Here is a 13,152-nt window from a genome sequence, read left to right on the forward strand (position 1 = left end):
AACGGAGAACTCCGGGCGGGCAGTCGGCGATGAAACAGGAAGTCTCACGGCGCGAGCCGTAAGAATCTCCCTCCTTCAGGAGGGAGAGCGTCAAGTCAGTGATGATACGGGGGCGGGCGGGCGGGGGGTGCGTCACGAGGCGCCCGTCGCGTTCACGCCCGTACCGGCGGCCACCCCGCACAGCTCCCCGCGGCTTCCCGCGGCTGCCTCACAGCCCCGGCGCCCCCCACACCGGGAACCACCGCGCCAGGTCCTTCTCCATCCGGAGATCGTCCCCGAGCACCGCCCTGATCTGCAGCTCCAGCTGGTTGTCACGCTTCTCGACGCCGTCGGGCGCGGGCGCGAAGGGGTAGAACGTGCCGCGTTTGTACAGGTAGACCAGGGCCAGCGGGCGATCGTGGTCGTCGCGGAAGCCGATCAGCGAGCAGAGCAGCTGTGGTCCGAAGCCGCCGTCCTGGAGCAGGGTGTTGACCGCGTGCAGATCGTTGACCAGGGCCGCCACGTCGTCCGGGGACTGGCGGGCGAGCAGCCAGGTGTAGCCGTACGTGTCCTGGCTGAACTCCACCGGGACACCGCCGCGGTCGGTGTCGGCGTCGAGGAGTTCGCGCACGTCCTGCCGTACGCGGGCGAAGGAGCCGCCCTCGACGCCCGCGAAGCAGACCGAGCCGAGGCCGGTGGGCGTGAAGCCGGCTCCCGCCTGGAGTGTGAGGGCGGCGGAAGGCACGGCGAAGAGCTGGTCGAGGTCGGGGCGGACCGGTTTGCTGCGGCCCAGGATGGCGTCGAGAAGACCCATGAGTGTTCCTTACGGAGTCCTGGTCCTTGCTTATGGAGTGTGCTGGTCGCTCACGGAGTGTGTTGGTCCTTGTGAGTCGTCGAAGGTGGGAGTGGCTCACGGGGGGAGCGAGGCCGGCTGACGGGGGGAGCGAGGCCGGCTCATGGGGTGAGCGAGGTCGGCTCATGAGGGGAGCGAGGCCGGCTCACGGGCGGGCGAGATCGGCGGAGATGCGGGCCAGCTGGTCGAGGCGCTGTTCCAGGGTCGGGTGGGAGGAGAGCAGCCGGCTCAGGCTCTCCTTGGAGGAGAACGCGGGAACGAAGTAGAAGGCGTTGTACGGCTCCGCCTTGCGCAGGTCCTCGGTCGGGATGCGGGCCATCTGGCCGCTCACCTTCGTCAGGGCGGAGGCGAGAGCCGAGGGGCGACCGGTCAGCAGGGCGGCGGCCCGGTCGGCTGACAGCTCGCGGTAGCGCGAGAGCAGGCGGGTGAGCAGGAAGCTCAGCACGTACACGACCGCGCTGATCAGCGGGATCAGCAGGACCACGATGCCGATGGGGTCGTTGCTCCGGCTGCTGCGGGAGAGGCCGCCCCACAGGGCGATGCGGGTGATGATGCCGGCCAGCACGCCGAGGAACGAGGCGATCGTCATCACGGCCACATCGCGGTGAGCCACGTGCGACATCTCGTGCGCGAGCACCCCCTCCAGCTCCGGGGGCTCCAGCCTGCGCAGGAGCCCGGTGGTGGCGCAGACGAGGGAGGTCTTCTCGCTGCGGCCGGTCGCGAAGGCGTTCGGTACGTCGCTCCGCGCGATGGCCACGCGCGGTTTCGGCATGTCGGCAAGGGCGCAGATCCGGTCGATTGCGCCGTGCAGCTCGGGCGCCTCCTCCGGGGTCACCTCGCGGGCACCCATGCTGAACGCCGCGATGCGGTCACTGAACCAGAACTGTGCGATGAACATGCCGCCGACCAGGATCAGGATGATCGGCCAGGCGCCGCGCAGCACGGCGAGCAGTACGCCGACCAGGACCACGTAAAGCAGTCCGATCAGGAACATGGTGCTGACCATGCGGGTGGTCAGCCCACTGTCCGGGGCGTAACGGGAACGGGTCCGGCTCATAGTCGCCTCCAGTCGCCCTGTCGCCTTCCATCTTGCGCCTTTCACCCGAAAAGCGGGGAAGTGCGAGAGCGGGAAGCGGGGGAGGGGCGACGCCCGGGGAGGGGAGACGTGGGGCGGAGGGGCCGGGGCGTGGGGGCGTGGGGAGGATGGTCCTGGGGAGTTCGACGTGCGCGCTCGCTCCGGCGGCGGGAGAGTGGCCGACGGAGAGAAAATGGATCAGGGAGGGCCCGAGGGACCGCCGGAGGTTATTTGGCCGAACAACCCCTGGACCCGTTAGATGCCCACGGCATCTAGTGGGCAGAGACCGGTAGGACTCCCTCCACCCCTGCGAGGTCTGTCATGGCAGTTGCCGAGACCATCCCATTCCCGCAGAACCGCACCTGTCCCTATCACCCGCCGACCGCATATCGCGGCGCGCATCGCGGCGACCGGCCCATATCGCCCGTCCGGCTCTTCGACGGACGGGTGATATGGATGGTGACGGGACACGCCGAGGCGCGCTCACTCCTGGTGGACCCGAGACTGTCGTCCGACCGGGAGAACCCCTCGTTCCCGATCTTCGCCGAACGGGTTGCCAGATCGTCCCTGCGCCGTGTCGAACTGATCGGCGTCGACGACCCGGAACACAACGTCCAGCGCCGGATGCTGATTCCGAGCTTCACGGTCAAACGGACGGAGGCCCTGCGGCCGCAGATCCGGCAGATCGTGGACCGGCTCCTCGACCAGATGGTCGAGCAGGGGCCGCCGACCGACCTGATCAGCGCCTTCGCGCTGCCCGTGCCCTCGATGGTCATCTGCTCGCTCCTCGGCGTGCCCTACTCCGACCACGAGTTCTTCGAGGGACAGTCGCGCAAGCTGCTGCGCGGTCCCACGGCGAACGACGTGGAGGCCGCGCGGGAGGCGCTCGACGACTACTTCCGTGTGCTGATCGAGCAGAAGCGGGCCGCCCCGGGCGAGGGGCTGCTCGACGAGCTCATCGCGAAGCAGTTGGAGTCCGGGGCGGTGGACCACGAACAACTGGTCCGTCTGTCCGAGATCCTGCTCGTGGCCGGTCACGAGACGACTGCCAACATGATCTCGCTCGGCACGTTCACCCTTCTCCAGCACCCCGACCAACTGGCCCGGATGCGCGAGTCGGACGACCTGATGACCTCCGCGGTCGAGGAACTGCTGCGCTTCCTGTCCATTGCCGACGGGATCGCGCGGGTGGCCGTGGCGGACATCGAGGTGGGCGGTACGACCATCAGGGCGGGCGACGGCATCATCCTGTCCACCTCAGTGATCAACCGTGACGAGAACGTCTACCCCGCGCCGGACGAACTGGACATCGGCCGGAACGCGCGTAATCACCTCGCCTTCGGATTCGGGGTTCATCAGTGCCTGGGGCAGAACCTGGCACGGGCCGAAATGGAGATCGCGTTGCGCGCGCTGTACCGGCGCCTCCCGGGGCTGAGGCTGGCGGTACCCGCCGACGAGGTCCCGTTCAAACCGGGCGACACGATCCAAGGGCTGCTCGAACTGCCCGTGACGTGGTGATCCGTTGATCGGGGCCGGAGCAGCCGGCCCGGCCGGATTGCTCGGATTGCTCGGATCGCTTGGATTGCTCGGATCGCTTGGATTGGCCGGATCTCTCGGATCGCTCGGATCGGAAAGGCTTTGACGAGATGCAGATCAGTATCGACAAGGAGCGGTGCATCGGTGCGGGGCAGTGCGCGCTCAATGCACCAAAAGTGTTCACCCAGGACGACGACGGGTTCAGCGAACTGCTGCCCGACTACGAGGACGCCCTCGAAGGGCCAACGGTCAAGGAGGCCGCCCGCGCCTGCCCGGTGCAGGCGATCACCATCACCTGACCACCCCGCGCGCGCCGGGTACGACGCGCGCCGGTGGGTTCCCGCGTGGTCGTGGCGCGGGCCGTACGTGGTCAGTCAGGGCCAGAGCAGTTCCCGGTCCCAGGTGTCCGCCCGCCTGACGTAGCGCAGCCGCACGTGCCGTCGTCCGGCGTCGCCCTGGAAGAACTCGACCTCCCGGGGCTCGACCATGTACCGCGTCCAGCTCGCGACCTCCGCGTCCGGTTCCGCCCGCGCCCGCTCCCAGGCCAGGTCCGAGGCACGGTTCAGTTCGTCGTACGAGCCCAGCACCTCGCTCTGCCGCCCGACCAGCGCCGACGCCAGTGCCCCGGTCGAGCGGGCGTGCAGATCGGCCCGGCTCTCGGCGGGCGGGCAGGCGGTGACCGGTCCCCGTACCCGTACCTGTCGGGCCTGGGCGGGCCAGTAGAAGCCGAGCGCGGCGTGCGGGCGGGCGGCGAGCTGGTGGCCCTTCGCGCTGGTGCGGTGCGTGGCGAAGTGCCAGCCGCGCTCGTCCGCGTCGTGCAGCATCACCGTCCGCACGTCGGGCCGGCCCTCGGCGTCGGCCGTGGCCAGTGACAGCGTGTGCGGCTCGGTCTGCCCGGCCGCCACGGCCTCGGCGAACCACGTGTGGAAGAGCGGGAGCGGGGCGGCGGGGGCGGCCTGCGGGTCGAAGACCGGAAGCTCGATGTCCCAGACCCGTTGGGCGTGCAGCAGGTCGAGGAAGCTCTGCCGCGCGTCGGACTTCTGTACGTCACTCATGGCCCTATTGCAGCGCATGGCTGCTCGCCATGTTCCCGGCCGGTCCCGTCCCGTGTTCCCGGTTCCGTCCGTGGTCCGGTCGGCCTGGTCGGTCCGGTCGGCCTGGTCGGCCATCCTAGGTCCTGTCGGCTCTGCCAATCCTGCCGGTCCCGGCCCGGTGGCCCGGCCTCGTGCACCAGCCCCCGTGACCGCCACCGGCGCCGCCCCGCACCTGTTCCTCGCGTGCCCGCCCCTCAACCCCGCCCCAGCACCACCGTCCCCGACGAACAGAACCAGCCGCCCGTCCCCGACGCCACCGCCAGCTCCGGCAGTCCGCCGCCCCTCCGGCGCACCTGGCGCGCACCCGCCTCCCCGCGCAGCTGCCGTACCGCCTCCACCAGCAGGAACAGCCCGCGCATCCCGGGGTGGCAGGCGGACAGCCCGCCACCGTCCGTGTTCACCGGCAGCTCACCCGTCAGACCGGTCCGGCCCTTCTCCACGAACGCGCCACCCTCACCCTTCGCGCAGAACCCCAGGTCCTCCAGCGTCACCAGCGTCATGTAGGTGAACGCGTCGTAGATCTCCGCGAGATCGATGTCCGACGGCCGCACCCCCGCGCGTTCGAACGCCAGCCGACCCGAGACCGCCGCCGGAGAGACCGTGAAGTCGTCCCACTCGGACATGGCGGAGTGCGAGACGTGCTCGCCGGTGCCGAGGATCCACACAGGGGCCTTCGCCGTGTCCGGTACGTGGTCCTCGGCGGCCAGCAGCACCGCGCATCCGCCGTCGCTGCGGATGCAGCAGTGCAGCTTGGTGAACGGGTCCGCGATCATCGGTCCCGACAGCACGTCGTCCACGGTGATCGGGTCGCGGAACATCGCGTCCGGGTTGGCCGAGGCGTTCGCCCGCGCCTGGACCGCCACCTCGGCGAGCTGCTCCAGAGTCGTCCCGTACTCGTGCATGTGGCGGCGGGCGGCCATCGCGTACTTCGCGATCAGCGAATGCCCGTACGGCACCTCGAACTGGAGCGGGCCGCGCGCTCCGAAGGAGAGGTTGGAGGTCCGGCGCCTCGCCTTGATGTCCGCCCGGGCCGTCGACCCGTACACCAGCAGTACGGAATCGGCGTGACCTGCGGCGATGGCGTCCGCCGCGTGGGCCGCCATCACCTCCCAGGTCGAGCCGCCGACCGCGGTGGAATCCACCCACCTGGGCTTCAGCCCCAGGTACTCGGCGACCTCGACCGGGGCGAGCGCGCCGAGCCCGGCGGAGGCGAAACCGTCGACCACGGACCGGTCCAGACCCGAATCGGCCAGCGCTCGACGGGCGGCCTGGGCGTGCAGGGCGTACGGCGTGGCGTCGTCGACGCGTCCGCAGTCCGCGAGCGATATGCCGACGACGGCGACCTTGCGGTGGGAAGCAGACATGAATCTGACGGTACATCAGGTCCGCTTCGAGCGGACCGCCGCGTACGTCATCGCGCGGGCCGATCGCGTGGGCCGATCGCACGGGTCGATCGCGCGGGTCGATGGCACGGGCCGATGGCACGGGCCGATCGCGTGGGCCGATCGTGCGCGCGTCGGACGGACCGGCCGGGCGGGGCGGCCGTGTGCGGTTCGCGCGGTCCGTCGCGCGGGCCGTCGCGCGGGCCGTCGCGTGGACGGTCGCGTGGTGCCGGTCGTGTGGTCGCCTCCGGGGTGCGCGGCTCTGGGCATCTCGCTGGATGGCCCCTAACATGACGGGCCGTCAGATCGGTGGCCGGGAGCCGCCGAGGGGAAGGAGCCCGACGATGGACGCAGCCTTCACCGCGGAACAGGACGCGATCCGCCGCACCCTGCGGGAACTGCTCGCCGAGTACGCCGGATCCGACGGCGTCCGAAGTGCCGTACGCACCGCCGACGGGTACGACACGGCCCTGTGGCGCCGCCTCGCCCAGGACCTCGGGCTGCCCGGACTCGCCCTCCCGGAGGAGTACGGGGGCGTCGGCTGCGGCCTCGCCGACCTCGCCGTCGCCTGTGAGGAGGCCGGCCGGGTCCTGCTCCCGTCGCCGCTGATCGCCACCGCAGCCCTGGCCGCGCCCCTGATCGCCGCACTCGGCACCGAGGCCCAGCGCACCGCCTTGCTGCCGCGCCTCGCCGCGGGCGGGCTGACCGCCACGCTTGCCGTCCCGGGCCCCTCGCTCCCTGCCGCGCTGGGCCTCACCGCCGACCCGGCCGGTGGCGCCTGGGCGGGTGGCGGCCGGGCGGGCGGCATCCAGGCCGTACCGGCCGCCGACGGGCCGGGCTGGCGGCTGTACGGCGAGGCCACTCAGGTCCTCGACGGGCACAGCGCGGGACTTCTCGTGGTCGCCGCCCACACAGGAGGCTTCCCGCGCAGTCGTACGCTCCTCTTCCTGGTCCGCCCGGACGAGGCGGCCGGTGTCGTCCGTGTCCGCAGCACCACCCTGGACGAGACCCGTCCGCTCGCCCGCGTCGAATTGCGGGACGCCTGGGCCGAACTCCTGGGCGCGGACGACACCGAGGACGTGACCGCAGCCCTCGCCTCGGCCGGGCCCCCGGTCGCCGCCCTGCTCGCGGCGGAAGCGGTGGGGGCGGCGACGCGCGCGCTGGAGCGGACCGTCGAGTACGTCGGGACGCGCGAGCAGTTCGGCCGGGCGATCGGCTCCTTCCAAGCCGTGAAGCACCGTCTCGCGGATCTGTACGTACGGGTACGGGCGGCCCGCTCCGCGGCGTACTACGCGGCCTGGGACCCGGCCTCCGCGGGGGGCCTCGCCCTCGCGCAGGCCCTGGAGGCCCTGCGGACCACCGCGGCCGAGACCGTGCAGCTGCACGGCGGGATCGGGTTCACCTGGGAACACGACGCCCATCTGTACTTCAAGCGGGCCGCCGCCGACGAGCTGCTCTTCGGGCCCGTCCACGGGCTCCGCGACCACGCGGCAGAGCTGGCCGGTCTGTTCGCGCTTCCCGGCGGCGCACGTTCCGGCAGCGCACGTCCTGACGAGGAACGTCCTGGCAAGGAACGTCCTGACGAGGCCCATGCCAACAGCGGACGTTCCGACGGCGCACGTCCCAACGGCGCCTTGTCGCAGGGCGCATCCTCGGAGAGCGCGCGGCCGCCCGCCGTGGCGCCGCCCGCCGCTCCCCAAGGGGCGGTGCCGGGGGCGGCCGGGCGGGTGGCCGTCTGATGGCGACCGGCGTCCGGCTGATCCAGAAGGTCTCCGCCACCCGGGCCTTCGCGAGGGTCGCCCCGCATGTCATCCCGGCCATGGACCGGGCGGTGCACCGGCTCACGCGTGGCAAGGTGCTGCTCAGCGCCCGGATGCTGCCGGGGCTGATCCTCACGGTGCCGGGTGCGAGGAGCGGGCTACCCAGGTCCACTCCGCTGGCCTGCATGCCGCAGGGCGGTGCGGCCGTGCCGGGGAGCGGGGCACCGCGGAGCTGGATCCTGGTCGGCAGCAACTTCGGCCGCCCGGGGCATCCGGCCTGGACCGCGAACCTGCTGGCCGGCCCCGACAAGGCCGTCATCAACTGGAACGGGAGCGACATCCCCGTACGCGCCACGCTGTTGAAGGGGGCGGAGCGGGATGCGGTGTGGCAGGCGGCGCTGAAGTTCTGGCCACCGTACGCGTCCTACCAGGCGCGGATCGAGCGGGAGATCCGGCTCTTCAGACTGGAACAGTCGGGTGACGCGCGGGGCTGACAGAGCGATCGGCGGGAGCGTTACGGCGGGGCAGGCGTTCCGGCAGGGCAGACGATCCGGCGGGGCGGTCGGGTACGACAGGATGGTGCGCGACGAGGCAGGACGAGGCAGGACAAGGCAGGACGAGGCAGGGCCAGGCAGGACCAGGCAGGATCAGGCAGGGCCAGGCAGGACGAGGTGGGGCATGGACCGGGGCATCTGAAACCGGGCCACTGAAAGCCTGGATACGCCGACGGCGGACCACATGTGTGGTCCGCCGTCGGCGAGACAGGACCTGGGACGCCCGGATCTGCCGGGCGGTACCCAGTAAGGGACGTGAGGAGGGTACCCGGCGCGGGACTACCTCGTCGGCTTCTTGCCGGTGATGCCCAGATGCACCAACAGTGCGAGGTTCGGCTTGAGTTCGGCCTGCTTCACGCCCCAGGTCGTGAAGCCCTTCTGGTGGGAGGCGACCGCGGCCAGCATTGCGACGAGCGAGCCGGCCATCGCGGCGGCGCTGACGTCCTTGTCGACCTTGCCGCGGGCCTGGAGGTCCTTCACCGATTCCGTGAGGGAGTTGGTCACCGAATTGAGGATCTTCATGCGGATCTTGTAGAAACGCTTGTCGCCCTCGGCAGCCCCGAGGTCGACCACGCGCAGGATCGCGTCATGATGTCGCCAGAAGTCGAGGAAGCCCTCGACGAGCTCTTCGGCGGTCTGCCAGCCGGCCTTGCCAACCCAGGAGCGGCCGGCGACCAATTCGGTCAATCCGGCGCCCTCTTTGGCCATTTCCTCGGCGATTTCGAGGACGGCGCCCTCTACGTCGGGGAAGTACTGGTAGAAGGTCGCGGGTGAAGTCCCCGCCCTACGGGCCACGTCGATGACCTTGACGTCCCGGTACGGCGAGGAACTGAGCATCTCGCTGAGGCAGTCGAGCAGCTTCTGCCGCGTCGCCTGTCCGCGTCGACCGGCCACGCGGCCGTCGACGGTGCGTACTTGTCCTGTCATGCCGTCAGCTTACCGAGGGGTGATCCGAGCGCGATTCGGCCGACTGCAAATGGGGAGAACCGCAGGTACGCCAGGGGGAGTGGCCGAAAAGCGACGGACGGGCCACACGGGGAGATAAGTCCTATCAACAGCCTGTGGATAACTTCGGTGGATAACTTTTCGTGACGCTGTAGGTATAGAACCTTCCTTCGAAGGGTGATCCCGGTGAGCTCACCCGGGGCGCGGCGCGCGGCACTCGCGGTTACGTTTGCTGTGACGAGCGTCACCGGCGAGAACCGTGAACCATCGCGGACGGGCCGAACGCGGCCGCGAACGGTCGGGATGGCCGAGAGCGGTCGGGAACGGTCGGGAACGGTCGGGGCAACGGCGTGAACACGGAAGGACCGGGCCATGGCCGCATTCGCGCGATCCGCGCCGTGCTGGGTGGATGTGCAGCTCCCCGACCTCGAAGCGGGCAAGCGCTTCTACGGCGAGCTGTTCGGCTGGACCTTCCGGCCCGGCGAGGGTCCGTACGCGGACGCGTTCAGCGGCGGCAGGCTGGTCGCCGCGCTCGTCGCCAAGCAGGACGGCCGGATGCCCACGGCCTGGGGTGTCTACTTCGCCACCGACGACATCGTCGCGTCCGTCGCCCGGATCAGGGAGGCGGGCGGCACGGTGATCACCGATCCCGCGTGGGTCGGGCGTGCGGGGGTGGTCGCCCAGGCGGCCGACCCCGGTGGGGCGGTGTTCGGGCTCTGGCAGGCCGGTGAACGCGAGGGCTTCGAGAAGCGGAACGAACCCGTCTCGTTCTGCTGGACCGAGGTCCACACCCGGCAGAAGGACCGGGTCGACGCCTTTTACGAGGAGGTCTTCGGCTTCCAGGGCACCGACCTCGACGTCTCCGATACCAGTACATCCGGCCCCGACGTTCCCGGCCCCGACGTTCCCGGGACCTCCAGCACCTCGCACGCCTCCGACGCGGGCGGCTTCGAAGGCACCGAGTCGGGAAGCACCGAGTCGGAGAGCACCGAGTCCGAGAGCGCCGGGCCCACGGCCGCCGAGTCCGGATCCACCGCCTCCGGCGCCGACTTCCGTATGTGGTCGCCGGAGGGCACGGAACCGGGGCCCGACACCGCGATCGGTGGCCGCAGCGTCATCTCCGACGCCTTCCCCGCCGAACTGCCCAGTTACTTCCTGATCTACTTCGCCGTGGAGGACTGCAACACCACCGCGGGGCACGCCGTGCGCCTCGGCGGCCGCATCACCGCGCCGCCCTTCGACATCCCGTACGGACGGATGGCGGTGCTCCAGGACGACCAGGGCGCCGTTTTCGCCGTGCTTCAGCCCGTTGTGTCCGGGAAGCGGGCGGAGTGACCTGTGACACCCCGGTCCGCCCCCGGGTTCGCAACCGGGGGCTCGGCCAGGAACAATCGGGGTGCGCACCGCCGGGTGGTGCCCAGTGGTGAGACGCCGCACAAGGCGGGTTTTCGCGGGCTTCTGTTTCTGGAGGTCCGTACGGGGAGGTGGCAGTGCAAGTGGTGGAGCAGCTGACGCAGCACGACCCGAGGCGGATCGGCCCGTTCGAGGTGCTGGGACGGCTCGGGGCCGGCGGCATGGGGCTGGTCTATCTCGCCCGCTCGGCTTCGGGCCGGCGGGTGGCGATCAAGACGGTGCGTACGGAGCTCGCCGAGGACCAGCTGTTCCGGGTCCGCTTCACGCGTGAGGTGGAGGCCGCCCGGGCCGTCAGCGGCTTCTACACGGCCGCGGTCGTGGACGCCGACCCCCGGGCCGCCGTGCCGTGGCTGGCCACCGCCTATGTGCCCGCGCCCTCGCTGGAAGAGATCGTGAACGAGTGCGGGCCCATGCCGGTGCAGGCGGTGCGCTGGCTGGCCGCCGGGATCGCCGAGGCGCTCCAGTCGATCCACGGCGCCGGGCTCGTCCACCGCGACATGAAGCCGTCGAACGTGCTCGTCGTCGAGGATGGCCCCCGGGTGATCGACTTCGGGATCGCGTCAGGCGTCTCCAACACCCGGCTGACCATGACGAACGTCGCCGTCGGCACCCCCGCGTACATGTCGCCCGAGCAGGCCAGGGACTCGCGTAGCGTCACCGGCGCCAGCGACATCTTCTCGCTCGGCTCGACACTGGTCTTCGCCGCCACCGGCCACGCGCCGTTCCATGGGGGCAACCCCGTGGAGACGGTCTTCATGCTGCTGCGCGAGGGCCCCGATCTGGAGGGGCTGCCGGATGAACTGCGTCCGCTGATCGAGTCCTGCATGCAGATGGACGCCGCCCTGCGCCCCAGCCCCGCCGATCTCCAGGCCCAGCTCGCCCCGCACCTCTTCGCCTCCGGCGGTGACGACAGCGGTACGGCCTCGGCCTGGCTGCCGTCCGCCGCCACCGCGCTGATCGAACAGCGCCGGGGCGGTCGCAAGCCCGCTTCCCACGCGCCGGCGTCCGCGCCCGCCCCAGGGCCCGGCACCGGCCCCGCACCTGCCCCCGCGTCCGCCTTGGGACCCGCGCCCGCTCAGGCCCCGATGCCTCCGCCGCCCCAGCAGCCGCCGGCCGTCGGTCCGCACCCCGCGGCCCCGGCGCACCTGCCCGACGGTGGCGGCCCGGTCCGGCTGCCCGGCACCCAGTTGCCGATCGGCCCCGGTCCACGCGCCCAGGACGTGCGGGCCGCTGCCACGGCCGCCCCGGACGCCGGTCCCGCGACCGGCTGGGTGCGACCGCCCGCCGGGGTGAACGGTGCGGCCGCCACCGGCGCCGCCGGGGTGAACGGCGGCGCTCCGCCCGTCCCGCCTCCCGCGCCGACGCACGCCCCCGACACGCCGCCCCCGGGCCCCGAGCGCTGGCGGCCCTGGCGGTTCCGGATGTCCAACGACGTCTGGGGCACCCCCGTCGTCGTCGGGGACCTCCTCTACGTCACCTCGTTCGAGGTGCACGCCCTGGACATCGGCAACGGGCGGCGGCAGTTCAAGACCCGGGACGTGGCATGGGCGATGGCCGTCGAGGACGGCCGGATCCACGCCTCCGACGGGCCGTCGCTGTACGCCCTGGACGCCACGACCGGCGCCGAGCAGTGGAGGCTGCAGACCGACGCCTGGGTGTACTCCCTGAAGGCAGGGAGCGGCACCGTCGTCACCGGCACCCGGGGTGGTGGCGTCCAGGCGTGGGAGGCGTCCACGGGCGAGAAGCTGTGGGAGGCCGGCGGCGTACAGACCGACTTCGAGTCGCAGGACGCGGGGCCCGCGCTCCACGACGGAACGGTCTTCCTCTGGCAGGACGCCCGACTGCGCGCCGTCGACGCGCGCACCGGCATCGAACGCTGGTCGTACCCCATCGGCGACGCGACCTCCTGCGGCGGTGTGCCGGTCCGGGTGACTCCGGCGTCGGACGGTTTCGTGTACATCAGCGCCGGGGCCCGGGTGCTGGCCGTCGACCTCGTCTCCGGTCACGTCCGCTGGCACTTCGAGTCGCCCGCGGTCTTCCTCTCCCCGCCCGCGTTCGCGCCCGGACCCGCCGTCACCGGTGGTGGCGTGTATCTCGCCGACTACCTCGGCACGGTGTACGCGCTCGACGCCTCGACCGGCAAGGACCGCTGGCGGATCGCCACGGAGTCCCGGCAGACGGCCGAGCCGGTCCTGGTGACAGCGGGGAACGTCCATGTCGGCAGCGGCAGCGCGCTGTACACGCTCGACGCGGTCACCGGCACCCCGAAGTGGCGGTTCGCGGCGGGCGGAGAGGTGGTGGGCGCCCCCGTGGTCGCCGACGGCCGGGTGCACTTCGGCTCCGCCGACCACGTCCTCTACACCCTGGACGCGGCGGGCGGTCAGCTGCGCTGGAAACTGGCGACGGGCGGCGAGATCACGGGTTCGCCGGTGGCGCGCGGCGGTGTCGTGTACGCGTGCAGCAAGGACCGCTGCGTGTACGCGCTGGACGCGTTGAAGGGAACGGGCACGGGAAACCGGGCCCACACGTAGCACACAGCGTGCCCGGCTTCACGGCGTCAC

The 13,152-nt window shown here is 71.4% G+C and carries 11 protein-coding genes; 6 read left to right on the top strand and 5 right to left on the bottom strand.

Going from position 1 to position 13,152, the window contains the following annotated elements; all coding sequences use genetic code 11:
* Positions 1-208: 208 nt before the first annotated feature.
* Complete coding sequence (locus ACGF2V_RS18335; RefSeq protein ID WP_362618976.1) at positions 209-793, bottom strand: hypothetical protein; 585 nt, start codon at positions 791-793, stop codon at positions 209-211.
* 184 nt (positions 794-977) lie between these two features.
* Positions 978-1,889, bottom strand: coding sequence for a zinc metalloprotease HtpX (gene htpX, locus ACGF2V_RS18340; RefSeq protein ID WP_362618977.1), 912 nt, complete (start codon positions 1,887-1,889; stop codon positions 978-980).
* A 339-nt stretch (positions 1,890-2,228) separates the two neighbouring features.
* Between htpX and ACGF2V_RS18345 the strand changes: the two genes are divergently transcribed.
* Positions 2,229-3,425, top strand: coding sequence for a cytochrome P450 (locus ACGF2V_RS18345; protein WP_362618979.1), 1,197 nt, complete (start codon positions 2,229-2,231; stop codon positions 3,423-3,425).
* Positions 3,426-3,553: 128 nt separating this feature from the next.
* Positions 3,554-3,742 carry a ferredoxin gene (locus ACGF2V_RS18350; RefSeq protein WP_362618981.1) on the top strand — a complete coding sequence of 63 codons (189 nt, stop codon included), beginning with the start codon at positions 3,554-3,556 and terminating at the stop codon, positions 3,740-3,742.
* A gap of 75 nt (positions 3,743-3,817) precedes the next feature.
* Here ACGF2V_RS18350 and ACGF2V_RS18355 read toward each other — a convergent pair whose 3' ends face one another.
* Both ACGF2V_RS18355 and ACGF2V_RS18360 read right to left on the bottom strand, forming a co-directional pair.
* Positions 3,818-4,516, bottom strand: a complete 699-nt coding sequence (locus ACGF2V_RS18355; protein WP_392912736.1) for a pyridoxal 5'-phosphate synthase — start codon at positions 4,514-4,516, stop codon at positions 3,818-3,820.
* A gap of 215 nt (positions 4,517-4,731) precedes the next feature.
* Complete coding sequence (locus ACGF2V_RS18360; protein WP_362618983.1) at positions 4,732-5,901, bottom strand: acetyl-CoA acetyltransferase; 1,170 nt, start codon at positions 5,899-5,901, stop codon at positions 4,732-4,734.
* 362 nt (positions 5,902-6,263) lie between these two features.
* Here ACGF2V_RS18360 and ACGF2V_RS18365 point away from each other — a divergent pair, with 362 nt between their 5' ends.
* Together ACGF2V_RS18365 and ACGF2V_RS18370 are read left to right on the top strand one after the other, a co-directional pair.
* Positions 6,264-7,658, top strand: a complete 1,395-nt coding sequence (locus ACGF2V_RS18365) for an acyl-CoA dehydrogenase family protein (RefSeq protein ID WP_362707221.1) — start codon at positions 6,264-6,266, stop codon at positions 7,656-7,658.
* The gene (locus ACGF2V_RS18370; protein ID WP_362618988.1) at positions 7,658-8,173 is read left to right on the top strand and encodes a nitroreductase family deazaflavin-dependent oxidoreductase; all 516 of its coding nucleotides are present in this window, start codon (positions 7,658-7,660) and stop codon (positions 8,171-8,173) included. The genes ACGF2V_RS18365 and ACGF2V_RS18370 overlap by 1 nt, the downstream gene beginning before the upstream one ends.
* 339 nt (positions 8,174-8,512) lie before the next feature.
* Here ACGF2V_RS18370 and ACGF2V_RS18375 read toward each other — a convergent pair whose 3' ends face one another.
* On the bottom strand, positions 8,513-9,160 hold the full coding sequence (locus ACGF2V_RS18375) for a TetR family transcriptional regulator (RefSeq protein ID WP_362618990.1): 648 nt from the start codon (positions 9,158-9,160) through the stop codon (positions 8,513-8,515).
* 390 nt (positions 9,161-9,550) lie between these two features.
* On the opposite strand from ACGF2V_RS18375, the gene ACGF2V_RS18380 reads away from it, so the two are divergent.
* Both ACGF2V_RS18380 and ACGF2V_RS18385 read left to right on the top strand, forming a co-directional pair.
* The gene (locus tag ACGF2V_RS18380) at positions 9,551-10,513 is read left to right on the top strand and encodes a VOC family protein (RefSeq protein ID WP_362707218.1); all 963 of its coding nucleotides are present in this window, start codon (positions 9,551-9,553) and stop codon (positions 10,511-10,513) included.
* Between the two features lie 161 nt (positions 10,514-10,674).
* Positions 10,675-13,122 carry a serine/threonine-protein kinase gene (locus ACGF2V_RS18385; RefSeq protein ID WP_389044188.1) on the top strand — a complete coding sequence of 816 codons (2,448 nt, stop codon included), beginning with the start codon at positions 10,675-10,677 and terminating at the stop codon, positions 13,120-13,122.
* Positions 13,123-13,152: the final 30 nt, after the last annotated feature.

The organism is Streptomyces sp. NPDC047982, assembly GCF_043204165.1.
GTDB lineage: Bacteria > Actinomycetota > Actinomycetes > Streptomycetales > Streptomycetaceae > Streptomyces.